At 65.5% G+C, this 25,698-nt stretch carries 20 protein-coding genes; 8 read left to right on the top strand and 12 right to left on the bottom strand.

What is annotated here, in order from left to right:
- Positions 1–22 precede the first annotated feature (22 nt).
- Positions 23–490, top strand: a complete 468-nt coding sequence (locus tag J4573_RS50770; RefSeq protein ID WP_208263665.1) for a TIGR00725 family protein — start codon at positions 23–25, stop codon at positions 488–490.
- 124 nt (positions 491–614) lie between these two features.
- Here the strand turns inward: J4573_RS50770 and J4573_RS50765 are convergent, their stop codons facing one another.
- The 3 genes from J4573_RS50765 to J4573_RS56520 all read right to left on the bottom strand — a co-directional run bounded on the left by J4573_RS50765 (position 615) and on the right by J4573_RS56520 (position 2,842).
- Entirely contained in the window at positions 615–1,001 is a 387-nt protein-coding gene (locus J4573_RS50765; protein ID WP_208263664.1) for a hypothetical protein, read from the bottom strand.
- 271 nt (positions 1,002–1,272) lie between these two features.
- A complete protein-coding gene (locus J4573_RS50760) occupies positions 1,273–1,938 on the bottom strand; it encodes a RibD family protein (protein ID WP_307797538.1) in 666 nt (221 codons plus the stop codon).
- Positions 1,939–1,948: 10 nt separating this feature from the next.
- Entirely contained in the window at positions 1,949–2,842 is an 894-nt protein-coding gene (locus J4573_RS56520; protein WP_208263662.1) for an SLOG cluster 4 domain-containing protein, read from the bottom strand.
- A gap of 206 nt (positions 2,843–3,048) precedes the next feature.
- Here J4573_RS56520 and J4573_RS50750 point away from each other — a divergent pair, with 206 nt between their 5' ends.
- From J4573_RS50750 to J4573_RS50735, 4 genes are read left to right on the top strand one after another with little or no spacing between them, the layout of a single operon-like run.
- Positions 3,049–3,186 (top strand): hypothetical protein, encoded by a 138-nt coding sequence (locus J4573_RS50750; protein ID WP_208263675.1) that lies wholly within the window; start codon positions 3,049–3,051, stop codon positions 3,184–3,186.
- Positions 3,187–3,195: 9 nt separating this feature from the next.
- Complete coding sequence (locus J4573_RS50745) at positions 3,196–4,383, top strand: cupin domain-containing protein (RefSeq protein ID WP_208263661.1); 1,188 nt, start codon at positions 3,196–3,198, stop codon at positions 4,381–4,383.
- Positions 4,380–5,288 carry an aldo/keto reductase gene (locus J4573_RS50740; protein ID WP_208263660.1) on the top strand — a complete coding sequence of 303 codons (909 nt, stop codon included), beginning with the start codon at positions 4,380–4,382 and terminating at the stop codon, positions 5,286–5,288. Before J4573_RS50745 ends, J4573_RS50740 begins: the two co-directional genes overlap by 4 nt.
- A complete protein-coding gene (locus tag J4573_RS50735) occupies positions 5,272–6,138 on the top strand; it encodes a phosphotransferase (RefSeq protein ID WP_208263659.1) in 867 nt (288 codons plus the stop codon). The genes J4573_RS50740 and J4573_RS50735 overlap by 17 nt, the downstream gene beginning before the upstream one ends.
- Positions 6,139–6,359: 221 nt before the next feature.
- Here J4573_RS50735 and J4573_RS50730 read toward each other — a convergent pair whose 3' ends face one another.
- The 7 genes from J4573_RS50730 to J4573_RS50700 all read right to left on the bottom strand — a co-directional run bounded on the left by J4573_RS50730 (position 6,360) and on the right by J4573_RS50700 (position 18,042).
- Positions 6,360–7,610 (bottom strand): AfsR/SARP family transcriptional regulator, encoded by a 1,251-nt coding sequence (locus J4573_RS50730; protein ID WP_208263658.1) that lies wholly within the window; start codon positions 7,608–7,610, stop codon positions 6,360–6,362.
- A gap of 1,298 nt (positions 7,611–8,908) precedes the next feature.
- Positions 8,909–10,651, bottom strand: a complete 1,743-nt coding sequence (locus tag J4573_RS50725) for an ABC-three component system protein (RefSeq protein WP_208263657.1) — start codon at positions 10,649–10,651, stop codon at positions 8,909–8,911.
- Positions 10,641–10,907 (bottom strand): ABC-three component system middle component 6, encoded by a 267-nt coding sequence (locus J4573_RS50720; protein ID WP_208263656.1) that lies wholly within the window; start codon positions 10,905–10,907, stop codon positions 10,641–10,643. Before J4573_RS50720 ends, J4573_RS50725 begins: the two co-directional genes overlap by 11 nt.
- The gene (locus tag J4573_RS50715; protein ID WP_208263655.1) at positions 10,904–11,860 is read right to left on the bottom strand and encodes an ABC-three component system protein; all 957 of its coding nucleotides are present in this window, start codon (positions 11,858–11,860) and stop codon (positions 10,904–10,906) included. Before J4573_RS50715 ends, J4573_RS50720 begins: the two co-directional genes overlap by 4 nt.
- 334 nt (positions 11,861–12,194) lie before the next feature.
- Entirely contained in the window at positions 12,195–15,269 is a 3,075-nt protein-coding gene (locus J4573_RS50710) for a type I restriction endonuclease subunit R (protein ID WP_208263654.1), read from the bottom strand.
- Between the two features lie 3 nt (positions 15,270–15,272).
- Positions 15,273–16,436: a restriction endonuclease subunit S domain-containing protein gene (locus tag J4573_RS50705; RefSeq protein ID WP_208263653.1), complete on the bottom strand. Its 1,164-nt coding sequence runs from the start codon at positions 16,434–16,436 to the stop codon at positions 15,273–15,275.
- Between the two features lie 31 nt (positions 16,437–16,467).
- Positions 16,468–18,042 carry a type I restriction-modification system subunit M gene (locus J4573_RS50700; RefSeq protein ID WP_208263652.1) on the bottom strand — a complete coding sequence of 525 codons (1,575 nt, stop codon included), beginning with the start codon at positions 18,040–18,042 and terminating at the stop codon, positions 16,468–16,470.
- A 1,510-nt stretch (positions 18,043–19,552) separates the two neighbouring features.
- On the opposite strand from J4573_RS50700, the gene zwf reads away from it, so the two are divergent.
- Complete coding sequence (gene zwf / locus J4573_RS50695; RefSeq protein ID WP_208263651.1) at positions 19,553–20,923, top strand: glucose-6-phosphate dehydrogenase; 1,371 nt, start codon at positions 19,553–19,555, stop codon at positions 20,921–20,923.
- A gap of 87 nt (positions 20,924–21,010) precedes the next feature.
- On the top strand, positions 21,011–23,881 hold the full coding sequence (locus J4573_RS50690) for a hypothetical protein (protein ID WP_208263650.1): 2,871 nt from the start codon (positions 21,011–21,013) through the stop codon (positions 23,879–23,881).
- Between the two features lie 176 nt (positions 23,882–24,057).
- Here J4573_RS50690 and J4573_RS50685 read toward each other — a convergent pair whose 3' ends face one another.
- Positions 24,058–24,612, bottom strand: a complete 555-nt coding sequence (locus J4573_RS50685) for a GAF domain-containing protein (RefSeq protein ID WP_208263649.1) — start codon at positions 24,610–24,612, stop codon at positions 24,058–24,060.
- 338 nt (positions 24,613–24,950) lie between these two features.
- Positions 24,951–25,178 carry a hypothetical protein gene (locus J4573_RS50680; protein ID WP_208263648.1) on the bottom strand — a complete coding sequence of 76 codons (228 nt, stop codon included), beginning with the start codon at positions 25,176–25,178 and terminating at the stop codon, positions 24,951–24,953.
- A 265-nt stretch (positions 25,179–25,443) separates the two neighbouring features.
- Between J4573_RS50680 and J4573_RS50675 the strand changes: the two genes are divergently transcribed.
- On the top strand, positions 25,444–25,647 hold the full coding sequence (locus J4573_RS50675; RefSeq protein WP_208263647.1) for a cold-shock protein: 204 nt from the start codon (positions 25,444–25,446) through the stop codon (positions 25,645–25,647).
- Positions 25,648–25,698: the final 51 nt, after the last annotated feature.

The following is a 25,698-nucleotide window of genomic DNA, read 5'->3' as shown; positions in this document are numbered from 1 at the left end:
CTCAGACGGAGAGGATCCGCACATGATCCAGGTCTCGGTATGTGGGCCGCGAGAAGCCACTCAACAGGATCTGGCAAACGCTCGTGAAATCGGCCGCCTGCTGGCCGAAAGGGGAGCCGCTGTCATCTGCGGCGGATACAGCGGCGTGATGAACGCAGTTGCCGAAGGCTCCGCTTCAGCGGGTGGACTGGTGATCGGGATCCTGTCCCAGCACACCAAGACCGATTCAAATCCGCACCTGACCGTCGCGATCCCGACTGGCATCGGCGAAGCAAGGAACGCCATCATCGCCCTCGCCGGGGATGCCGTCATCGTCGTCGGCGGGAGCTGGGGAACCCTGTCCGAGCTGGCACTCGCCCGACGCCGTGGCGCTACGGTCGTGCAGATTGGCGGATGGCGAATCTCCGATTCGAGCGGTAAGCCTGTGAGCGGTGTGATCTACGCCGACACCCCCGAGGATGTCATCGACCGAACAGGGCTCTTCGCCTAGCTACTGGTCGTCTCAGCCGGGGTGTGGACGGTCACGAGCGCCCCCATACGAGGCTCGGTTCCGTTCACGATCTTCCTCACGCCGACGGTCTAGTTCTTCCCATGGGGAAGGCGGCGCGGGGCCCCTAGAGGATCAACCAGATGATGAGAGCCGCGACAGCGATCACGGCGACGAGCAGCGCGATCCTGACGGCTCGGGATTGACGAGCCAGCCAGCGCCGGAACAGAAGGGTCCACCATTCGGCTTTGACCACGGCGCGTGAGGCCCAGTCGAACCTTAGGGCGAGCAGGCCCAGGCCGCCTAGCAGGAGGGGTATACCGAGCTCGGGCAGCACGATGAGCAATGGCAAGCTGGCCAGGCCCATCAGGATTCCGGCACCGGCGGCCAGGAATCTGATGATCGGTCGGCCTCGCATCCGCTCTCGTTGAGCGGCGATGCGGGCCAACGTGGCCCGGCGCGCCTGGTCCTGGTCCAGCTCCGGCCCGGCCTGCTGGGCAGCTTGGTTGACCATACGTTAATGATAGTTACTGTCCGTAATTCTGCCGGGCGTGGGGTGGACTGGCCCGCTGCGGGCTGCTCGAGCTGCACTGGCCGACCGACGGCTCACCGCTGGCCACGGACCGCATCGCCCGTCCGGAACCGAGGCCCCAGCGCCATCACGGACATGGGGAGAGCGAAGCTAGGACGGTCTAGGAGAGTCCTTAGATTCTCTACCTGGGGAAGATCGTGAATTTCGGGGTGGGGAATTGCGTGACCGTCCACACCGAGGCAGGCGTGACCGCTTATCCCTGGCCGGTGAGGAGGTAGCGGGCCAGGATCACATCACCGATCTGCCGTACCTCAGCGACGGTCATCCGGTTCCCCGGGTGATGAGGGAACTGCCCAAGGCCGACGAAGCGGGGGGCCTCGGGGTCGCCGACAAAAAATGGGGCGATCACAAGTTGGAGCTCATCGGCGAGGTCAGCGGTGAGGAATTGCGTGTGAATCGTGCCGCCGCCTTCGACCATCAGCCGTCGGACTCCTCGGTCGGCGAGATCAGCCAGGACAGTGCTCAGGTCTACCGAGTCACCGGTGTCCACCACGGTCGCGACCTCGCCGAGACGGTCGCGACACTTGTCCGCTGCGGCGGACGGGCAATACACGATCTTGTCGACGTCTCCTGCGGTGAAGAACTTGGCGTCTGGGTCAAGGTCCCCGCGGGTGGTGAAGGTGACCTTCAGGGGGCTTTCGGGCAGGCCGCGGGCGACGCGCTCGTCGCGGCGCGCCTGGGAGCGGACGAGCAGGCGAGGGTTGTCGCGGCGGATGGTGTTGGCGCCTACGAGGATCGCGTCGCAGCTGGCGCGGACTTCGTCTACGCGGTCGAAGTCCTCGTCGTTGGACAGCAGGAGCCGCTGGTTGGTGGTGTCGTCGATGTAGCCATCGATCGAGGCCGCGCAGGACAGCAGCACGTAGGGTCGTTCAGTCACTTGGGGCTCCCAGGTCTTTAGTGATCAGGTGTTCGACGATACGCACGAAGTCTTCTCCTGCGACGACACAGGCATTGAGGGCGGCGAACTGTTCGTCGCTCATCCATGCGCGCAGGCGCTGGTCTCGTGCGGCCTGATGGTAGAAGCGGCGGGCGGTGCCGCCGCTGCTCGGCAACGCGATGACCTTCTTCCCCATCGACAGTGCGAGGTCGATCTCGCTTTGGGTGCCGGCGGCGCCGCCAAGGACAACGACGAACTCGGCGTCCTGGATGACGTTGCGATGTCCGAAGCGGCCGAGCGCCAGGTCGAACTCGGGTGGACGGTATTGGTCGGCGATGTAGGTCATGACCTCGATCCCCACGCCGACGGGACCGTGACTAACCGTGCATCCCAGGCTCATGACTAGCCGTGCGAGGCACCCCACGGTCGCGTCGATCACGCTGGCGTCGGTGTCGGGGGCCCTGCTTCCGCAGATCGCGATGTGGACTGGCTCGGAAACGGGTGCCGCCCCGGGCCCGTCTTTGCTGTGGCGGTCCGGGGGTTGATGAGAGCTTGCTGGCTCCGTGCTGAGGCGGACCGGGCCGAGTGGGGCTAGACCGAGCATGAGACGGGCCTGATCGGGAAGCTGTAACCCGTCTGCGATGCGGGTGAGCACCTCGATGTCGGATACACGTCCCTGTCGTGTGCCTCGCACCCAGTTGGAGATGTCGGATCGGTCGTGTTGGGTGAGCAGCGCGAGCTGGGTCTGGGTGCAGTCGGAAAACTCGTCCAGGAACAGACCGAAGAGACGCCCGACATCGCGGTGTGCCAGGGAATCCTGCACGTCGGTGCGACGCCAGAAAACCACCGGGACCGCCCCGGGATCGAAGACCCTGCGCCTGGTCACGTCGGTATTCGCCTTTGAGTCGCCTTGCTCCCCGCCCGAGAGCGTAGCGGCGTACAGCCCGGACGCAACGGCAGTCGTCGATACGGTCCCGTGGACTGGTTCCACGGGAACCGGCCACGGTTTCGGTCACTGTTCGAGGTCGACGAGCGCCCGCACAGTGGTCCCTGCACACCGCCACAAGGGTGGTGGAGCGGGAAGGAGACGCAGTGAACACCGACATGGTGAACGCCGACACGTCCGGCGGACTGGTGGTGGCCGTGGAGAAGATCCTGGCGGCGCGTGGCCGCGCCACCCAGCCGTCCGACGGCGGGTCCACCGGCAAGTCCGACCTCAACGACGGCTGAGCAACGATCATGATCGATCTGATCGTCGAGGTCCTGGGCGGGGAGGAGTTCCTCGCCCGGGACCTGGGCCGCGCGCACCGCGTCTTTACTGCTTCCGCTGAGGACCGCGATCGATTCTGTGGCCTGCTGACTTGGCCGGCGTTGAACGAGATCCTCAACACTCACCGGCTGGACCCGCCGCGGCTCCGCCTCGCCCAGGGCGGGGACACCATCCCGACCTCGCAGTATTGCGAGCGCCGAACGTACCGCCGCATGCCGCCATGGGACGCACCGCAACCGCACCTGGTCGCAGCGCAGCTCCAGGACGGCGCAACTCTCGTGCTGGACGCGATCGAAGAGACACACCCGCCGATCCGGGAACTGGTGAGCGGACTGGAACGCCAGCTCCATACCGGCGTGCAAGTCAACGCCTACGCCTCGTGGACTGCCCAGGAAGGCTTCGGTGTCCACTGGGACGACCACGACGTCATCGTCATCCAGATCTCGGGCGCCAAACGATGGCGGATCTACGGCCCGACTCGGCCAGCCCCGCTCTACCGTGACGTCGTCTTCGAAGACACCCCGCCGGAGCAGCCGATCGATGAGTTCACCCTCCAGGCCGGGGACGTCCTGCACGTACCGCGCGGCTGGTGGCACGCCGCAGCCGCGTCGACTGGTCAGCCATCGCTCCACCTAACGTGCGGGCTCACCACCCACACGGGCATCGACCTATTGTCGTGGCTGGTGGACGAGCTACGAGCTCATGAGGTGATCCGTGCTGATCTCCCACGCCTGGCCGACGAGGCCAGCCAGACCGCATGGTGCCGCGAGGCCGCGAAACTGCTGGCTGAACGTCTCGAAGACCCGGCTCTGATATCCAGCTACCTGGCAGCACGAGATGCCGCCTACGGCTCCCATGGGGGTTTCTCTCTCCCGCTCGCGGCCAACGAACACCTACCGGCCGATGCCGGGCTCCAGGTGTGGATGACCACGCCGCGAGCCGTCACCCGCGACAATGGCGAGACGGTGGCATTGGAGGTCGCCGGGCAACGCTGGGTACTCGCCCGTCAGGCGGCACCGCTGTTGCGTCTGCTCACCTCCGGCCGCCCGAGTTCGCTCGGCGCACTCGCGCAAGCCGCAGACATCCCCATCGACCAAGCCGCCGCTCTCCTCGACGAACTTCTTCGGGCCGGAGTAGTCGCCGTGCGCGAACCATGAGGGCCACGCTCGGCCTGGGCACCTACCGCTGCCGCGATGTGACCGCCGCCGCCCAGGCGGCCATCGCGGCGGGGGTGACCGCGATCGATACCGCCCCGGTCTACGCCCGAGGAACCGCCCACGCACAACTCGCGCCCTTGTTGGCCGACCACCCCGACGCGCGGGTGTCGACCAAGGTCGGCCATATGACGCACCGGCAGGCCCAGGCTGCCCAGCGCGCGGGCGTGATCACCGCCCAGATAGCCACCCGAGGCCACTGCATCGCACCCGACTATCTCGAGCATCAGGTGGCCGTCAACGCCGCCGAACTAGGCAGGGAACGTCTGGACCTGCTGTACCTGCACAATCCCGAACACGACGCGCACGGCGACCGCGACCGGCTCCTCAAACAGATCACCCAGGCATTCGCCGCCTGCGAGAAAGCTGCTCACGACGGAAAGATCCACGGCTACGGCATCGCCACCTGGAGCGGATTCACCAGCGGCGCCTTCACTGTGCGAGACCTCCTCACCGCGGCGCACGATGCCGCAGGAAGCACGACCATGCACTTGAGCGCGATCCAACTCCCCGTCAGCCTCGTCCAGCTCGCCCCACTCGCCGAGGCACTAGACGGGGCCGGCCCCATCGCCGAGGCCAACGAGGCGGGGCTGCAAGTGTGGGCGTCGGCGCCACTGAGCGGCGGCGAACTCGCGGACATGGTCACCCGAGACCTGGCCAGGTTGATCAGTCCAGATCTGTCCCCAGTCGCGGCGGCCCTGGCCGCAGTGGCCTCTACGCCAGGCCTAACGGGTGCCTTGCTGTCGGCCTCGACTCCGGCACACTGGCAAGACGCGCTCAGCGCCTTCGACAGTCCACCAATTCCGCCCCGCCGCCTCCGGGAGATTTGCCGTGTTCTCCGAGCCTGACGACCCAGCCGTCCGCGACCGGATGCAAGCCGCCTTCAACGAAGCGGCCACACAGCTCAGTTGCGAACGCGAGCCCGAAGCATCCATGGCCTGGGGACATAACGGCCGAACCCTCGGCGTTTCGGTTAACGCTCCCTCCGGCCGCCGCGCATGGCTCCGCGTCATGGAAGCGCCAGCGGGCAAGGCAGGCGGCAAACTCTGGACGGGCACCGAGGAAGCGGCCACGACGCTCCCGGATGAAGTACCGCGGCCCCATCTGCTCCGCGCAATGGACTGGGCCCAAGACCAGCACGCCTACCGCGCCGAGCTCACCTCGTACGTACCGGCGCCCGTCTGCTCGCAGTCACCAGATCTCACCAAGGCCATCGATCTGCCCCACGAATGGTGGTCACGCCTGCGGCAAGCCTCGAACCTGGTCACCCAAACCCCAGCCCCCGACACCCGCCCACCCGTGATCAGCCAGGACTACATCCACCGCACAATCCCCCGCTACCTCGGCGAGGTAGACATCAATACAACCGTCCAGCGCTGGAGCCTGGCTCACGGCGATCTCCACTGGGCCAACCTGACCGGACCTCAGCTGACCATCCTGGACTGGGAGGGTTTCGGACCCGCTCCCCACGGCTTCGACGCCGCTCACCTCCACGCCTACACCCTGCCCGTGCCGGATCTGGCGGCTCGCGTCCGAGCGACCTTCGCTGATGTCCTCTCGACCCAGGACGGCCGACTGGTCGAACTCACTGTCGCGGCCATCCTCCTCCAGGCAGCCGAACGCGATCCCGTCCACGCACGCCTAAGCCCGCTCGTCCACGCCCACGTTCGCGGCCTACTGACATCGCCTGCTCAGTGAAGCTCGATCATGGCCATAACCACGGCGGGCGTTGGCTCCTCACGACAGTACTGAGATCCGCTGGCTCCTAGCCCGACTGCACGGGTCACATCGCCCCCAGGGCGTTCTACGGCCTTCCTGATGCGCGCCCGGTCACTGGCGTGCGTCCTCATCCTCAGGCTGTGCTCACCGCATCGCGCATACCTGGCTCCCCTAGTAGCACCTTTGCGCCTCAGAGAGGCTCATGCCTCAGCCATGTCGACGAGCTCCCGATAGAGGGCCGTGGTCTGGGCATCGACCTTGGTCCCGCGCTGCTTGAGATGCTCGGTGAACTGCTGATAGCAGATACGGACATCCGCGATCCGGCCCAGCTCCGCATACGTCTGCATCCGCCGCCGACACACAAGCGAGTCGACGGGATCCAGTTCGGCCGCATGGTCCAGCCGAAGAGCGGCACGTTCAAGGTCGGTCTCAAGGCCTGCGAGTTGGACCAGAGCGCCGAATACTCCACGAGCGAGACCGCGGGCTTCGGGCCGAGCCCAGTCCTGCTGGAAATCAGCTAGGTACGGACCGGTGTATTTCTCTACGGCTTCCGCTAGAGCGGTGTACTTGTCGTCAGCGTGCGCAGTCCGGGCTCTGCCGAGCAGGTCTCGGAGCTGCCAGACGTCGTAGCCGATCAACTCGGCGTTGACGCGGTAACCGGCATGCCGAGGGTTCTCGATGAGGCGAGTGCCCTGGTTGGTCGCCAGCCCCATCGCCTCACAGAGTTTGGTGCGGGTCTCCTTCATCACCACGTCGAACCGGTTGACCTTAGGCGACCCGCCCGGCCCCCAGACCTTGTTCTCGATCGTGGCCTTATCGATCAGTCGCCCGCGGTACTCGGCCAGCACCGCAAGCAACGCTCGGTGATCGGGCGGAAGGCTGATGGTCCCGCTTCTCCCCTCGATCACGTACTGGCCACCGATGAGCCGGATCAGCACAGACGGCGCGTGTCCTCCGGTGGCCCGCACGGTAGCCATCGGAGCTGTCCCTGGTCCTCGGTTGGCAGCCAGCCGAGCATCGCCGACAAGGCCCAGGGCCACGAGCTGTTTCCGAGCGTCTGCCTCTGCCAGCAGTGTTGCCTGGGTTCCGGTCATGGTCTCGGCGGCCTTCCCGGTGGCGTCCATGATCACGCCGCTGCTGTCGACAGCGAGCGTGGTGCCGTGAGGCCAATCGCTTAGCAGGAGGCCGCCGATTGCCAGACTCGCGCCGCGCCGCAGTTCATACTCGGTGCGGGTCGCCTGCTCGACTGGATCAAGCACGCATACCAACGGAACCAAAGCCGCACCTTCGTCAGGACCAGGGCTGCCATCGTCATCGCTATCCTGCATAGTTGCTGTCCGTCCGACGACTTCGCCGCCGATGAAATTGAGCGCCTCGGCGACCGAGGCGGCAGCGTGCAGCCCCGGTAGCGGCGCCTGGGCAACCTGTGTTCCGGTCGCATCGCCCAGCATTCTGCACAGAGCGGTTCTCGTCGTGACTACCTGGCACCGGCCGCGTGTCGCGTTGTCTATGGCCTGGAGCAACAAGGCGCGCTCTGCACCAGCCGCACCCATCCCGATCAGCCGGAGGCCATCGGCACGAGCCAAGTCAATCTCGACGGGGACTCCGTCCCTAGCCCCCAGAGCGAGCGGGACGGGCGGCCGCTCCTGGGCAGAATGCCGCGCAGCTGGCACTACAGGTGGCAGAGCCTCTGACCGTTTATGACGGGCCCTTCCCCTTCGTCGCAGCAGCCCAACGCCACCGAGACCCGCCAGCCCGGGGCGGTGCTTGAGCGCCAGCGCACCGACGAAGGCGGCGACGGTTCCCGCTGCAGCCGTACCGAGCAGCCAGGACGCCGAGCCAGGGAACTGCGGATCATCAGTCTCGGCGTTCGCCCTCGGAGAGAAGGGCACAGCCGCCGGCGGGGTCGCCGAGGCGCGAGAAGAGGTTGATACGGCCGGGCGGGCGGATGTGAGCGAAGCCTTTGCCTTGTTCCGCGGTTCGGCCTGCGGCTTGCCGGGCTGGCCCTCCCCGCTCCGGGGCACGCTTGGAGCGGCTGGAGCCGCAGAGTCAGGCCTCCCGGCGCTGGAGCGGTGATTCCTGCTGGAGCCGGAACGCCGGGATTTGGTGGCGGTCTGAGTCTTGCGTGGCGAACTCGTTCCGCTGTGGTGTTGTGGTGCTCGGTTGGGATCCAGCGCCTTGCCCATATCAGGGCTCTTCTTACCGAGTTCACCGAGGAGGTTCTTGCACAGCTCATCACCGCTGCCGTAGATCTGCGACGCCGCGCCCTTCAGGTCCCCACAATCACGCCGCCCCGAAGCTGCCTCGACCGGCGAACTCCAAACAACCGCCCCGGCAACGATCCCGACGGGAACCGTGGCGTACGCAACCCAAGAGACCCCGCGCACCACACCACCGAGCTGCGCCGATCCGATTCCCGCCATCTCGCCTCTCCCCGAAGCCCGTCCTCGTCCGGCAATCCGCCACTGCACGCACAAGATCACCGTCGTTCCAGGATTGCCTTCACCGCCCTGACAGGTCAGGGCTGACACGCCCGACACTGGTTACGGATGAGCAAACCCAGCTGCCATGGCAGGCGAACCGAAGGCGCCTGTGAGCTATCTCGGCCACTCCCCTGCGAGGCGGGTGCGACCCGCAAACCGAGCTCCAGCCGTTTGATGATGCCCTGGGAGATCCACGTCTCGATGGGAATGGTCGAGGTGCCTGTGGTGGATCTCGATGGGAAGCGGGTTGAAGGCGGTGCAGTGCGTCAGAACCGGAAGCCGAAGAGCCCTCCGTCAGGCTGGTCGGTGAGAATCGGTTCAATCACGTGCGGGTCTGGGTCAAACCCTTTGGTCTCGGCCTTGTGGAGGTCGTCGGAGTTCATGGTGACGATGTACTGCATGCCTTCGTCAGACATGACATCGGCGGCCAATTGAAGGGCCGCAGAAACCTGGCGTTCGTCGACGCCGTCGTAGAGATGGCTGTCGTGGACTAGGAAGTCAGGGCCTCGTTGGTTTCGGTGAGCGATTACGGCAGCCGTGAGGTCAAAGCAGAAGATCACCATGTTGTGGATGCCGCGACTTCCGTCAGCGTCGATCTTCGCCTCGATGTCGAGGCGCTGTTTGCGCGCCTCGAATGCGAGGTAGGGGTTGTGGGATTGTCCGTACAGTTGCCGGGCGAAGACGTTGAATAGTCGACTGGCTTCTGAGGTGATCTCTGTTCGATCGTTCAGGTCGTCGGTCATCGCCGATTCCAGAGCGAGGCGTCGGCTTTCGATCTCTCGGCGGCTGGCTTCCAGGGTCTGTGCCGCTTGAAAGCGATTCCTCAAGGCTTGCAGTGTCGCCTGCTCACGGGCAAGGACGGACTGCAGCGCGGTCAGCGCATCCAGCGCGCCGCCTTCTTGCAGGGTGCGCAGGAGCGCGGCGAGTCGTTGTCCCAGCTGTTCGCGTTCTCGTTCGCGCTCGGCGAGGCGTTGCTGGAGGAGCTCCGTCTCCTCCTGCAGTTGCTTGTCTCGGTTCCGGACAATGCTGTGGTGGAAGGAACGCACCTCGTCGAAGCGCCGACGAACCTCACCGGCCAGAACTATGTTGAGCTGTCTGTAAGCCTGTTCGAGGTACCGGTCGTCTGGTTCCTCGACCTCGGCAGTGGCGCGGATCATCTGTTCGAGGTTGTGGCGCTCGACCTCGTCCAGGTCTCGGAGTTCACGGATCTGCCGGTCGAGTGCGTCGGCCTCCCGGCGTAGGTCCTCGTAGCCTGGAACAACCTGGAACGCATCGACCTGTTGGCGGAGCTCGGTGATGCGCTGTTCGACAGCGCTGATCTCTCCACGCAGCTCCGCCGACCGTCCAACAATCTTGCCCCATACGGGGTCTTTGGCGGCCTCGACGAGCTTCTTTCGTGTCGTGTCCTGCTGCGAGAGGGTCCTGTACTCGGTTGCGAGGCCAACATCGAGGCCGAACAGGTGGCTGAGGCAGATCATTGCCTCATGAGGAGACTGGCCTGAGAAGGTGCTGGTCGGCTGTTGGAAGCCGCCCGTGTCAGCCCTCCGCATGGTGAACGACATCAGCGTCCGTCCGCTGACCGGGGTCTCTGTGGAGGGGACGTGGTAGAGGTCTCGGGCGATGGTCCACTGCCAGTCCTTAAGACCGATCTCGGCTGCGAACTGCTCGCCGAACAGATTCGCGTCCGTTCGCCGCGATACGTCCGGTTGGAGGTAGACCTTGGAGGAGGTAGGCCGGCGTTCGATCGTGATCGGCTCGGATTGTCTGGGCCAGTCCATGACCAGCCTGAAGCGGTGTCGGGCCAGAGCCTCCTGGCTCCACAGGGACTGCTTTTGGGTGTTCGCCCCCAGCAGGTAGTGCAGGAGTTCCACCGTGCTCGACTTGCCTACGCCGTTGCGGCTGTCAGTGTCAGCGGAGTGATCAGTCTGGTCAGCGATAAGGAGGTTCAGACCTTCGCGGAAATGAAGGGTCTTGAACCGCTCGTCATCAGCTCCGAGGCTACGCAGCATCTGGCCGGGGGCGGAACATCAAGAGTTCGTTGCGATCGTCTAGGTCCACCACGCCCATCGCGAACAGCACGTCTAGAGCCAATGCGAACCACCAGAACGGGACAGGGGCTCGATGATGGTGTGCTTCGCGCCAGGTGAGGAGCCTTCGCCATGCCTGGGTGACGGTGACGGGCTGAGTGCCGGTCGCGAGGACGATCTGGGCCCCCACGGCGAGCAGCGCTCGTTGTGGAGCGACTCCTTTGGTGGGGACGATCATCGGCTCACTCTCGGATCGGGGACCGCTGGGTCGGGAGGCGGCGGCACCTTAAAGATGTCGCACTCTTCAAAGAAGTACATCAAGACGACGAGCGCGTTCAAGAACTCTGTGAAGCCTGTGGCTTCGTTGCCGCGGATGTAGAAGATCAGCTCCTCGAGGATCTGATCGGGGTCGTCGTGGATCTCGGCCAGCATCAGGTAGTGCTCACGAAACCCCTGTGCGACCTCGTCTCGTTCGACAGGGTCGATCACGTTGTCGTAGTAGGTCTTGACGGTTGGGACGTGAGGTACCGCCAGCATCATCTGGTTCATGGCATCGGCGGAGAAGTCGTTGAACTCCATCTTCGCGACAGAGGGCTGGGGCAGCGGAGCAAGCCCGACGCTGGGCTTGCGCTCCTCGGCGAGGTGTTCGAGCAGCGGGCGGACGTCCCGCAGCGCAACGCCTGATACGACCTTCTGCGCGGGGAACTGACACCCCAGCAGGTCCTCGATCTGCTCACGATCGAGCCTGACGATCTCGTTCAGGAACCGCCTGTACCCGAAGTTGTGAAATGTCAACTCCGGGAACGACTTCTTCGCCGCAGACAGAGCGATCGAGACCACGGGATCCATACCGCGTCGATCGGTGTGTACGAACGTGAAGGTCTCGAAGGCGCCGGCCCGCTGCCGCTGTGCGCTGGTCAGATCCTTCTTGATCTTCTTCTTGATCTCGTACTCGTCGATGGTCTGTGGACCGTAGCAGGCGAAGAGGTTATCCCCATCGAGGATCAGGCCGTCCGCTCCGCGGTCGCCAAGCGTGCCGCGCGTGCGGATGTCGAAAAAGGCCGGATCGCGTGCGCACATGAGATCCAGGAAGAAGTCTTCGAAGCCGTTGCCGTACAACTCATTGAGCTTGGCGCTGAGCATGTCCCGCACGAACACGCGTTCCCACAGCTCAAGTACTCGGGTTTGCATGCCGACAGTCCCCCAAGTCGACCATGAAGCCGAACTCCGACTGCTGATCGTATCTGGCCGTCGACATAAACCGGACCAGACTGTACGGAAATCGCCACCAACCGACCACATCCGGCGATGGCTCCCACAACGTCGCGGGGCAGTGACTAGGTTGGTTGAGGAACGACTGCGCCCCCAAGGGTGATCTGGCCTAGAGAAAGTCAGTCAGGCGGCCCGAGCCCAAACCGTGGGAACAGCGTCGTGCCTCAACCAGAATCCGCCACCGTTCGCCGATCGGGGTCGTGGGGCATACGGCTGGCTTTGATAGCTCTCGGCCTCGTCTCCCGTTCATTTGTCAGTCGACTAGGTAGTGGGCTTCGATGTAGGCGACGGTGGAGTCATACGGCTCCCCTACTGGCTTCAGCAGGTAGCGGCGGAAGACTGCGGCGGTGGCGCGGCGGACGCCACGGTTGCGAGCGTCTGCGTTGTCCCATGACCGGGTGAGGGAGCGGGTGACTACTTGGTCGATCTCCTCGGCCAGGTTCCTCTCCGTGATGGTGAGTCCGGGCGGTGCGTGGTCGTGGATGATTCGCGACAGGACGCCTACGTGGTCCTCGTCCAGCACGACGGCTTCGTCGGGGTGCTTTTGGGCGTTCACGATGGTGCGAGCGATCCGGAGTGCTTCGGACAGGAATTCCAGGGCGTCCTGGGCGTTTTGGATAATCCGGTCCCGCAGCAGCTTGATCCGCTCTGCGAGGGCGGTGTACTTCGCGGACCCGGGTTCGACGCCCTTGTCAAGGGAAGCCTTGATGTGATCCAGGATCTCTGTCGCGGACGGCGGTGGCTTGTCCTCGCCGTCGTCCTCGCCGGGCTTGGGGCGGACGAGGGCCAGCAGTTCCCTGAGGATGGCGATACCTTGGGCGTCCAGGACAAGGGGCTCCTCCTGGGCGGCAACCACGGAGAACGAGTGGACATGCGCATTGATGATCTCCAGGACCATCGGCCCAAGCTCGCTGAGCCGTTCCTTCCTCTCCTCGTCGGAGGACTTCTTGAGCAGGGTCGTGTACACCGACCCGAACAGCCCGAAACCGTCCTGGTATTTGGTGATCCGCTTGTCGGTGTGAATGAGCGGGTAGAGTCGGGCCAGTAGCCGGTAGTCCTTGGTGAACGCTTCGGCGGCGTCGGGATTGGCGTCCAGGAAGGCGTTGATGGCTCGGACGGATTCGTATCCGTGGACGGTGAGGTCTAGGTCGTCCACGTCGATGAGGAGGTCTTCGATGCGGGCGAAGGTGGTGCGGAACTCGGCGACGAGCTCGGACGGGTCGGTGACAAACCCGCCGCCCTTGCCGGCCTCCGGCGCGGTGGGATCAACGACGGCCCGCTGGACTTCTTCGGCCAGGCCGATGTAGTCCACGACCACGCCGGAGGTCTTCACGAATCCGGTTGGGGACACCCAGGTGCGGTTCGGGCGGGTGATCGTCTGGAACAAGGTGTGGGCCTTCATCGGCTTGTCTAGGTAGAGGACGCCCTCGTTGGGGGCGTCGAACCCCGTCATCAGCTTCGCGGTTACTACCAGAAAGCACAGCGGATCGTCAGGGGTGAGGAACCGGCGCTTCTGCTGCTCCTCTTCGACCTCCGAGAGACGGAACGGCCGCATGGCGGGGTCTTCGCCCTTGGCGTCTGAGACGGAGATGTTCACCTCGGCGGTGATCTGGTCATGCTTCCCGACCGCGGCGAGCACCTGTGACGCCTCGAAGCTGGCCAGAAGCTCGTTGATCTTGTCCGTGTACGTCACGGCCAGCTCACGGTTGTAGGCGACGATTTGGGCCTTGAGGCCGTTGCGGTAGGGACCGGCCAGGTAGTGGTCCACGATGTCCTGGCAGACAGTGTGGATGCGGTCGGGATTGGTGAACACCGAGGTGAGGCGTCCGAACTTGCGGGACAGGAGCTCCCGGTCAGGGTCATCGAGGTCGAAGTCGTCGGCGAACTCGTCGAACTCGGCCTGCAGCGCCTGGTCGTTGATCTCGAAGGAGATCGGGTGTGGGTCCAGCATGACCGGGACGGTCGCCTCGTCCCGCAGCGACCGGGACACCGAGTAGCGGTGCAGGACCCTACCCGGGTCGGTCTCCTCTCCGAAGAGGGCGAAGGTGTCGGTTGCCAAATTCCTGACGGGGGTGCCGGTCATGCCGAAGAACTTCGCGTGCGGCAACGCTGCACGCATTTGGCCCGCCAGGGATCTCGATTTGGCGGACTGGGTGCGGTGTGCCTCGTCGACCATCACGATGATGTTGGCTCGGGTCGAGAGGTTCTTGCCGGCGTCGGCGAACTTGTGGACGGTCGTGGAGATGACGCCGCGCACGTCGTCGGCCAGCAGCGAACGCAGCTCCTGGCTGGTGGCGGGCTGGTGGAAGTGGGCACCTCCCATTGCGGAGATGAACACCCCGGAGGTCTGCCGGACGAGCTGGGTCCTGTCCGAGAGCAAGATGATCGTGGGCGACTCGGTTCGGGTGTCCGCCAGCAGAAGCGAGGCGGCGAAGACCATCAGCAACGTCTTCCCGGACCCCTGGTGCTGCCAGATCAGGCCCTTCGATCCGCCCTCCAAGACTCGCTTGTGGATCAGGTGCGCGGCCTCCATCTGCGGGTAGCGGGGTAGGTACTTCATGTCCACCCTGCCCCCCGAGGTGTCGAACAGAGCGAAGTTGGCCAGCATGTCCAGGACCGTCGCCGGGTTGAGGAGAAGCTCGACGGAACGCCGCACGTCGACCTGACCGGACAGATTCTCGTCGTCGGCGGTGGACCTGAACGGCTGCCACAGGTTCGTGGGGGCACCGGCAGCACCAAACCGTAGCTTCAGCCCGTCGGAGGCGACTGCGAAGACGTTGGGGGTGAAGAACCACGGATACTCGGTGGCGTATACGTCGTTGATCTCGCGGGCTGCGTCCGCCCAGCCGGACTGCGCGGTCGGGGACTTCACCTCGACTACCACCAAGGGCAGGCCGTTGACCCAGTACACGAGGTCGAACCGGCGGGGCCTCTTGCCGGGAACGGTGATGGTCACCTCGTCCGACACCACCAGGGTATTGGCTGCCAGGAGTTCGAAGTCGATGATTTTAAGGGCGTGCCACACGCCGTCGGCGTCCCGAAACTCCTTACGCCCGCGCAGCAGGTGCAGCACCTGCTCGTTGGCTCGCACCAACCCGCCTTCGACAGCATTGACCGAGGCGGCGATCTCCTCGACCACCGAGTCCACGTCGAACCCGGCGATCACCCCAGGATTAAGTCGGACGATGGCATCCCGCAACTCACCGACAATCACCGTCTGCGTCGTCTCACGCGGCAATGACCGGCCCGCTGTGAAGGCCCAGCCCATCGGGAGGGACCATTGGATCATCAGATTCTGGAATTCGCGCTCCCGGATGCCCTTAGCCACCTGTCAGGCCTCCAGTTCGGCAGACTCAATCTCGACGGTCCGGTCCAACAGCCCTGCCAGGAGTCGCGCACGGACGCTGCGGAGTCGGCCAGCCTCGGCGCGGACTGCCACAATCTTGGCGTCGATGACCCGTACCGATTCGACCTGGATCTCCCGGACATCAGCGTCGGGCCAGGGAATCTCGAGCGTTTTCAGCCACCGGACTGCGAGATTCCCAAGCCCAGTGCTTCCGCTAGCGGATTCACTCATCTGGTTCTGGATTCTCGGGCTGCGGAGTACGAGGTAGAGGTAGTCCCTCGTATCGACGTCAGTAGCGTCCAGGATGAACTGAAAGGCGGACACTGCTGCCCCGTGAAGCGCCTCCGGCGGGAGGTAGACATTGCCGATCCGCTTCCGGTTTCCGTTAGTGCGGATCATGACCAGACTTGTCGGCCCGATGATCTTTGTGTGGGCCGGTAGCCCCACCACATAGGACAACTTGCTCAGGTCGATAGACCCGTCGGGCTTCGTGTTGGTGATCTTCAGGACCGTCCACCCTGCATCTGGCGGAACGGGAAACTCATCCTTGGCTGCCCAGGAGGGCCCCGAGCCGATCACGGGGCAGAGTTCCCCGAGCGGCTTCGTGTCAGTGCTGGCATCACCTGCGAACTCACCCAGCAGGCCATTCCTGACCCGCGTCGCAGCCTCAGCCTCAGCCTCAAGTGTGGCGATCTGGTCGTCAACTGCGTCGAGCACCTCGACGATCCCCGTTTGTACCCCTCGGGGCGGGATCGGGAGTCGGATCTGCAAGAGTTGCTCTGGGTTGAGGCGCTTGCGCCGTTGGACTGTCCCACTCACTCGGTTTTTCATTTCTGCCCACAGTCGTGGCGAGCGGCAGAGGTGCCTCATCCAGTCGGGCACCAGTTCTGGACCAAGAGTGAATGTCGGGAACTCATTGCTGACGACGAATCCGTCGAACTCGGCGGGTACTACGGTGATCGGGCCTTCCCACGCGGTCAGTTTTCGCATCACGACCTGGTCGACACGCAGCACGTTCATTGCCGCGTACTCTGTTGCTCCGCCGTCGAGTTCGCCTTTGGCGACAAGCCCCTGTCCTGCGTTTAGGACCCCGGCCAGACGGTAGGTGGTTGCAGGCATCATCGGTGTGCGCTCGATGTCGAGGCGCATCAGTTCTCCGAGCGGACGAAGTGGATAGCCGTCACTCATCGAAGCCCTCGATCCCCGCGGCAGCCAAGACGGCGAGCATGCGCTGTTCAGCCTTCTGCCGCTCTGCTCGGGCGACGTTGTACGCCTCGATGAGGGTGCCGAGGTCTTCCTGCTCGGCGGCGGCCTGCTTGATGTAACGGCCGATGTTGAGGTCATATTCGTTCGCCGCGATCTCCGTGATGGGGACAAATCGCGCCGCAAGTCCGCCCTCTCCATCGGGGTCCACCGGGTTGCCGTCTGCGTCGGATTTCAAGTGGTAAGCGGTCACGACGTCGGCGATATCGGCCTCGGTCAGGATGTTGCGATTCTTGGCCTTGGTGAATCGATTGGAGGCGTCAACGAACAGCACCCCGTCGCGACGCTCCTCAGCCTTGGTGCAGGGGGCACGGAACACCAGGATGCAGGTCGGAATGGAAGTCGAATAAAAGAGATTCGCCGGCAAACCGATCACAGCTTCTAGAAGATCGTCTTTCAAAACACGCCGGCGGACGGCTGCTTCCTGCCCGCCGCGGAAGAGGACACCGTGGGGCAATACGATACCGGCGCGTCCCTTCTTCGGGTCCATGCTGGCGATCATGTGCTGTACGAACGCCCAGTCCGCCGACGACTGCGGAGCCATCCCGCCGAGGGCGCGCGGATCATTGGTCCAGGGCTTCCATTTCAGGCTGTAGGGCGGGTTCGCGACGATCACATTGAACTGAGCGACGGATCCGTCCGGCTTCTTGAAGCGCGGATCCTTCAGGGTGTCGCCGACCTCGACCTTGAACTGGGTGAGGTTGTGCATGAAGAGGTTCATGCGAGCCACACCCGCAGTGTCCGGTACGGCTTCCTGTCCGTACAACTTGAGTGTGTAACCACGCCCGCCGTGGGCCTTAAGGAGGTTCGCGGAGGCGATGAGCATTCCGCCCGATCCGCAGGTCGGGTCGTAGACGGACTCGTAGCCCGTGGGGTCCACGACCTTGATGATCAGTTCGACGACCTCACGTGGGGTGAAGAACTGCCCGGCTCGGGTGCCGGATCCGTCGGAGAATCTCTTCAGCAGGTACTCATATGCTCCACCGAGGACGTCGTGGGACATGTTGCCCTCGTGCATCTTCGGGGTTCGGTCCATCGCCTGCATGACCGCGGCCAGCGCCTCTCCCGGCAGCACTTCTTCGGAGGTCCAGGTCATGGATCCGAAGATGCGGGAGAACTTGTCCGGGTTGGCCGTCTCGATGGCTTGCAGGGAGGCGCGGACGCGCTTACCAAGGCCGGGTTGGGTGATGGTCGCGAGGATGGATGTCCAGGAGGCGCGACGCTTCTGGACGGTGCCCGGGTGGATGATCGGGATCTCGAACGACTGGTAGTCACGGTACTCGATCTCGTGGGCTTCCTCGGCGGACAAGTCGTCCAGACCCTCGTTGTCGGCCAGGAACTCCTCGTGCTGGTGCTCCCAGGTGTCCGACAGGTACTTCCAGAACATCAGCGGGAAGATGACAGAGGCGTATTGCGCTTCGGGCATCGCCACGCGCAGCTCGTCGGCGGCGTCCCACAACCGGTTCTCGATCTCCTGCTGGGTCACTGGCATCAGTCGGGGTGTCCTTGCTCGTCAGAGATGGCGACCCGAGGGCCTTGACGTTCCTGCTGGTCGCTCAATTATGCGGGTGGCGCGGATCTGCAGGTGGTAGATCCGCGTTCGCATAGCGGAGTGCTGGGACATCCACCACCGACAACTCCTCCGTGCCTTGAGGCTGCGGCCGCCGAGGCCGATCGCCGCCGAACCGAGATATGCAGGACACGCTCGGAAGCGAGGTTACCGACGGGCACCGACAGTTGATGAGATCTCCGTCCAAAGGGGTCGGCGGGAGAACGTGAGTGCGTGTATCTGCGACACTCGTCACCTGTGGTCAACCGCATCTGGGGCGGCCCCCTCTCCTTCACAGGGACGCGGGACTTGACTGGCCGACCCTCTCAAGGTCTTGGTCGAGCCACTCCGGCTCACGTCAAAGAGCCTCGTAGCCCCGGTGCGCGCGGCAGTCCCCAACATCGATGATGCGCCTAGCAGCAACCCGTAACGACAGTCGGCAGCCGACCTGTCAGGAGTGCGGAGGTTTGGATTCGAGGGCGCCCCGAGTGGCCGATTTCGGAATGGGAGTGGCTCGCGAAACGCCAACATGCATGGACATCCCCGTGCAAGCCTGGCGTCGTGGACACTCTCCAGTTCATTGACTCGGTCTTGGACCGGCTCGCGTGGCCTCTCGTTGTGCTCATCCTTGGGTGGATCTTCCGTGATCCGCTCAGGCAGCTCATCGAGCACGTCACTCGGGTTTCAGCTTCCCTGGGGGAAGCCAAGGCCGCGTTCGACATCGACCATCTTGAGGACAAGGTGCAAGACGCAACGCGCCACCACAAGCCCGACGTTGACCGCGATCAGCAGGCCCGCATAGAAGAAGCAGTCCAGGCAGCTGTGACTTTCGGCTTCCATAGTGCGCGACGACCCAGCCACGGTGAGCCCCCCAGGGTCCACCTCGAGTGGCAGGGTGATGTGCCACTCGTGTGTACCGACGATGATGACCGTAGAGTGCGGCGCTTCCTCAGACGTTCACGGCGCCCCGAAGCATCTCGGCAACGACACTCTCACCCGGTCTGAGATTCCAGTATCCGAGCCGAACCCGCGACAAGCGCGATAGAGCCCGGACAGCTACCCAGCGACACTCAGCCGACATGTCACGTGTCGCCGGACTGGAGAGAGCGAAACGATCAAGCTAGCCGCAAGGCACGATACTTGATCCCACTAGGTCCCAACTGTGATCCGGTAGCGATCACCGATCGGGCACCATGCGGGCCATGTGCGGTCGGGTGTGATCACCCCTCGGACACACTCCTTTTTCACTGAAACGCCAGGTCAATGACCTGGCGTTTTGTGTTTTTCTGGGCATGGAGCTGGATGGGGCCGCTCTCTGGGGGGGCTGGACGGCGGGTTCCGATTGCGGCTGAGGACTGAGTGGCCTGCGGGGCGCTTGTTCACGGGATGGCCTAGACGGCAAGCTGTGAGGCTGGGACGGCAAGCTGTGAGGCCGAGGAGAGGGGGGCCGGCGATGGAGCGGGCCGATGCGTTGGTGCTGTTCGGGATCACCGGGAATCTGGCGTACAAGATGCTGCTGCCGGCGTTGTACCGGCTGACGGCGGACGGGGTGCTGGACCAGCCGATCGTGGGGGTCGCCAAGACCGACCTCGACCTGGCCGGGCTGCGCGGTCGGGTGCGTGAGTCGTGCGAGGCCAAGCACGACAAGCTGGACGAGGAGGCGTTCGAGAAGTTCGTCCGGAATATCCGGCTCGTCGCGGGCGACTACTCCGACGGCGCCACCTTCGAGGCGATCCGTGGCGAGGTCGGCGACGCGGGATTCCTCACCCACTATCTGGCGGTTCCTCCCTCGCTGTTCGCGACGGTCGCCGCGGGCCTGGCGAAGGTCGGCCTGAACAAGAACGCCCGGATGGTCGTCGAGAAGCCGTTCGGCAAGGACCTGGAGTCGGCGCGGGCACTGAACGCCGAGCTGCTGGAGTTCTTCGACGAGGACCACCTGAGGCGCGTCGACCACTTCCTGGGCAAGGAGCCGATCGAGGACCTGCTGATGTTCCGGTTCGAGAACATGCTGCTGGAGCCGATCTGGAACCGGCACTACGTCGACAACGTGCAGATCACGATGGCCGAAGACTTCGACGTCTCCGACCGCGGCTCGTTCTACGACGCCAACGGCACGATCCGCGACGTCGTCCAGAACCACCTTCTGCAGATCCTCGCGCTCCTGGCCATGGACACGCCGCCGTCGACCGACGCGCGCGCCTTCATCGACGAGAAGTGGCGGGTGCTGCGCGCCGTCGAGGCCGTCGACCCCGACGACGTCGTCCGCGGCCAGTACGACGGCTACCTGGGCACCGAAGGCGTCCGCGAGGGCTCGACCACCGAGACCTACGCGGCACTGCGCCTGCGCATCAACAACTGGCGCTGGGCCGACGTCCCGTTCTACATCCGCTCCGGCAAGGGACTGGGCACCACCGACCTGGAGGTCGTCGCCCAGCTCCGCACCCCGCCCATCACCTTCTTCGACGGCGCCCCGGCGCCCAATCTGATCCGCTTCCGCATCCAGCCCGACGCGGGCGTCACGTTCGACCTTCTCGCCAAGATCCCCGGTCGCGACAGCACCCGGCAGGTCCCGCTCAGCGTGGACTTCACCAAGGTCCTGGGCCCGATGGAAGCGGCCTACCAGCGCATCCTCACCGACGCGATGACCGGCGACCCCCGCCGCTTCGTCCGCTTCGACCTGGCCGAGGAGTCCTGGCGCATCATCCAGCCCATCCTCGACCTCCCCACCCAGCCCTTCCCCTACGCCAAGGGCACCTGGGGACCGGACGAGGCCACCGACCTCGTTCCCGGTGGCTGGCACGAAATCTCCACCACCTTCGACTGACCCTTTCTCGTTCCGCGGAACCGATCACGTGGTGCTGCCGTCGCAGGGTTTCATGGTCGTTCAGGAGATCCAGGGACGAAGGACGCGATGACTCAGTTTCCGCAGCTGCCGGCAACGACGGACCTTGCCGCAGCCGGGCCCACGGGCGCCAAGAAGATGCTGACCAAGGCCGCGAGCCCGTTGCCCGCGGGCGATGTGGCGCTCTTCTTCGAGCAGGCCTGCCGGGAGCTGGTGGCGGCCGGGGAGAGCGAGCTGGCGTTCTGGGCGTTCGGGCAGGCGCGCAAGGTCGAGAAGGACCATCCGGCGCTGCTCGATCTTGATCGGGTGCAGGGCGTCTTCCTTGAATTGGTGGTTGTGGGTGGGGTGGGGCCTGCCGCGTTGCGGGACTACGCCAAGACGCTCGCCGCGGAGTTGCCCGGGGAGGAGGCGCACGCGCGGTTCCGGGAGGTGATCTGCGCGGGGCTCGATGCCGGGCTCGTTCCGTACGCGCGGATCTTCCCTGATCTGCGGACGCTGGCGCGCGGGGCGAAGATCAAGAAGCGGGATGAAGAGGCGTTCCTGGCCGAGCGGCTGCTGCGGGCCGGGCTCATGCCCGTCGCGTCTCATCAGGTGTGGGCGGCGGCCCGGGAGCCGCTGGCGGTGGTGGCCGAACGCGATGACGACCTGATGAAGCTGCTGATCGCCGCCGAGCCCGACCGTGCGCGGCACGAGGAGGAGAGCGGCGAGGAAGTCGCCGAGGAGATCCGGCAGATGTGGCTGGAGTCCTTGGCGGAGGCTGGGGCCGGGGCGCAGCTGTCGGCGGAGTGGTTCGGCACGGCGGGGCGGGGTTGCGCTGCGCCTGTGCTGCTGAGGCTCGCCGACCAGGCCGGGGAACGGCTGTTCCCGAATGCCGAGGTGGTCTTCGGCGAGGAGACGGACCCGGCGCTGCCGCCTCCCGACTATCGGCACATCATTCCCATGTGGGAGACCGCCACCGACTCTCCTCGCTGGTGGGGTTCGAACTTCGACGCGGGGCAACTTGCCGCGGACGTGGCGTCCGGGGCTGAAGGGCGCGAGCGTTTCGCCGGTCTGCTCAACGCGTTCGTTCGCGATCTGGGCTACTACGGCAACGTCGACTACGAGGCCTCCGTCAAGGCGCTCTGGGAGCTGCCGGAGACCCGGGAGGTGCTGAACGAAGCCGTCGATGGGTGGAAGGCGGACGCGGGGCGCGCGGACCTTCCTTTCATGTACAACGCCCTGCAGCAATTGGTGCGGCTCACCGGCTGTGGTCTTCTCAGGCTGGCTCCGGGCATCGCTGAGGGGCTCGAGCCTGCCGACCCGGTGGACGCCCTGCTGGCCGCCCTACGGGGTGGCATTCCCGCCGAATTCGGCGTGCCCAGCAATGGGTCGCCGTACAAGGCCCCGAAGTCGGGTCGAACGATCGTTCAGCACCTCGGGTACCTCACGGTCACCGAACGGTCCTGGAACGCCCAGGCGTCCGTCAGCGGCGACGATTCTCTGCCGGTGCGGCTGCCCCAGCTGCCCGAGGGGCTGCTGCCCTGGTACGACGGCAAGACCGGGCTACTGTCACGGATCCAGGGCGGTCTCTGGCAGACGTTCCGGGTCGAAGGGCAGACGGGCCAGGCTTTGGCGCTGACTTTGGACCCCGGCTCCGCGACCGCGCGGCCCCAGGCGCCGGGCACTTCCGAGGTGACGTTCCCGGGCGCCGGCGGTCCGAGCGAGGTCCGGCTGAGCCGCGGTGCGATCACGGTCACCGCCCCTGACGGGACCCGGACGGCCCGGCTGCTGTTCTCGCCCATCATGAGCACGAAGGGCGGGCTCGTTCCGCCGCCCGGCTGGTGGGCACGGCGTGACGCGGTGGACCCGGACGGGTCGGCGGCGCTGCGGCGGCTCGATCGCGAGGGTGCGGCGCGTTTGCTGGAGGCGACGCTGGCCGGGCCGGGTGCGGCCGCTGACGCGCTGGAGGCCGTGCTGCCCGAGGTGACCGTCCCGGCGCTGCGCGATGGCGTATCGGCGGCGGCTCGCACGGCCGTCGAGTGTCTTCTTCTGGCCATCGAGCTGCGCGATCGGACCGGCCGTCCCCAGCCCTCGGGACTGCCCGAGCTGGTCTCACCGGCCGCCGACCTGCCGTTCGCGCGCACCGCGGCGCGGACGAGGTGGCTCGTACGCCAACGGCTTCTGGCGCGCGCGCTGGAGTCGGCGACCGAGGAGCCGGCGGCCGACCAGCCCTACCTTGTCCGAACGGTCTCCCTGCCGCCCCGCGGTTACGTGGGCGTCGAGCTGGAGACCCTGGCGGGCTACGCGCTCCCCGCCGTTGTGCCGTGGACCCCTGACTCGCTGCGCGAAGACATCCTCGACGTTCTGCGCCTCTGGGCGAACGCTCCGATCGGCGCGGGAGCCTGCCGCGTCCTGAGGCTCACTCCCTCGGATGGCGAGGGGCAGTCCAACGCCGAACGTCAAATGGCCGACAAGAACCTGGAGCAGACGGCGCCCGGGCAACTCTGGCGCACTCCGAACGGCGCTTTGCTGATCTTGGACTACCAGCGCCACAACCGAACCGCGACCGCCGTGGAGTGCACGTCAGACGGAACGTTCACCGCAACGGAGCCGTTTGGTTGGCAGCCCGCCCGAGCCCCTATCCCCTGCTGGGCCAGCGCCGACCGCATTCTGCGGCTCATCCAGCTGCTGACCGACCGCGGCCCCGCCCCGATCGACGCCACCGCGACCGTTCGCGCCCTGGCGGAACGTGCGGGCTTCGATCTGGCCGACGCCGTCGCGATCTGCAGGTTTCCGGCAGAGGCACTGGATGCCGATATCCCGGCAACTGGTGCCAAGTTGTCCTTCCCCATGAGGGACGCCGTGCGCGAACGTCTGCTGCCGGACGACCCGGCCGACCTGTGGACCACCGGTCTGGCCACCGACGCCGCAGCCGCCTGGTGGGAGGCCCACGGCAGCTAACTCTGAGTCCAGGGAGGGGGAAGCTGCTGCTTCTCCCTCTTTGGCGTTCTCGTCGCCGTCAGCTGTGGGATTCGGCGGTTGGGCCCAGCGGGTTGGGCCCGGCGGTGCGGTTCAGTGGTGCGGTTCAGTGGTGCGGTTCAGCGGTGCGGTTCAGCGGTGCGGTTCAGCGGTGCGGTTCAGCGGTGGGATTCGGCTAGGTCGACCAGACGTACGGCCAGGTCTGCGAAGCGGATCAGCTCTCTGGCGATGGGGCTGTCGAACGGCTGGTCACCGGGGCGGCCCGCCACGGCCAGGACGCCACGGACGTTCTCGCCCGTCTCCAAGGGGAGCAGGAGGATCGGGCCGGGCGGGAGCCCGGCCAGGGCGGTGTCGCCGGCGACCCGGGCCGACAGGGGCCGGCGCGTACTGAAGGCGCGGCCGATCATGGAACGGCCGCGGCGGACGGTCAGGTCGCGGATCGCGTCGCTGCCGGGTCCGACCGCGACGGCGACCCGCAGCTCGTTGCCCTCCCGGTCGGGGAGCGCGATGAAGGCCAGCGTCGCGACCGCCATCGTGCGCGCGTGGGTCGCCACGCGGGTCAGGAGCTCGGGCAGGGGCGCGCCGTACAGGACCGCCGACATCAGATCCGTTGACGCGGCGAACCTGCCCACGTCCCTGGTGAGCTGGGGCATCCCGCCGGGCGCCCAGGTGATCGGCGGGAGTTCGCGTTCAGCCTCGGGGATGTGTTCCACGCGATCAGACCGCGGTCCGGCCGGAACGGCGTCGCGCGGCCCTTGCCGGCAGGGTGTCCTTCACGGGCATGGTGAAACTCCGATCCGGACTCTCCAGGTGTCGCACGGCGGGGTGCCGTGGAACGGAATCAGGCCGTCCCGGGGGGAGCGAGCGAGCGGCGGCATGGGCGCCGTACCTGTCCGGGCACTGGAGCGCCCAAGTATCAGACGAGGGGAGACACCGGCCAGTTGCCTGCGTCACGGCCCCCTTGTCGGTCCCGAGCCTACGCCCTGCCGATTCGGATCATGAGTTCTGCACCGTTGCGGCCGGAACCTCCGGCGCTGCTGAGCTGCGGAGTTCAGAGCTTGAAAAGCTTCGGATAGGGCGTGAGGATCCTGATTTTCTGAGTCCCGAAGTCGACCAGGACGGCGCGTCCGGGCTCGATCTCGACCACGCGTCCCAACCCGTGGGTGTCGTGAGTCACCTGGTCGTGGAGCTCGAACTCCTTGACCGGCGGTGCCTCGGCCGGAGCCTTGAAGGGGCTGGTGGGAAGGTGTCGGCGTCTGCCGGGCCTGGATGAAGTCACACCACCAGTATGCGCTCGATCAAGAGTTTTTGGGCGGCTACAGGCTCGGTATGAAAATCATCGCTCCGCAGGTCGGCGCCGAATCGTCCCTGGTGGAGCCTCCTGTGCTACCGTCAAGTAAAGTTGCGGTTCCCATAAACATGCATAGACGCCTGCGGGTCGGACCCTCGGGCGTATTTGTTGTTCTGGATCTTCCGGATGGGCCATCGCGGCGTCTCCGGTCGTGCACGGTGTACGGCCGGGATCGACCCAGAGGGAGATGGCCATGGCCACCGGCACCGTCAAGTGGTTCAACTCGGAAAAGGGCTTCGGATTCATCGAGCAGGACGGCGGCGGCCCCGACGTCTTCGCCCACTACTCCAACATCGCGGCCCAGGGCTTCCGAGAGCTCCAGGAGGGCCAGAAGGTGTCCTTCGACGTCACGCAGGGCCAGAAGGGCCTGCAGGCGGAGAACATCGTCCCCGCCTGAGCTTTGACGCTCAATCGTTAACGTCCGGTCGTTCACGGCGGGCGTTCGCGG

Origin of the sequence: Actinomadura barringtoniae (assembly GCF_017573505.1) — a bacterium.
Taxonomy (GTDB): Bacteria; Actinomycetota; Actinomycetes; order Streptosporangiales; family Streptosporangiaceae; genus Spirillospora; species Spirillospora barringtoniae.
Note: the sequence above shows the minus strand (reverse complement) of the source record. Positions and strands in the feature narration are given on the sequence as shown.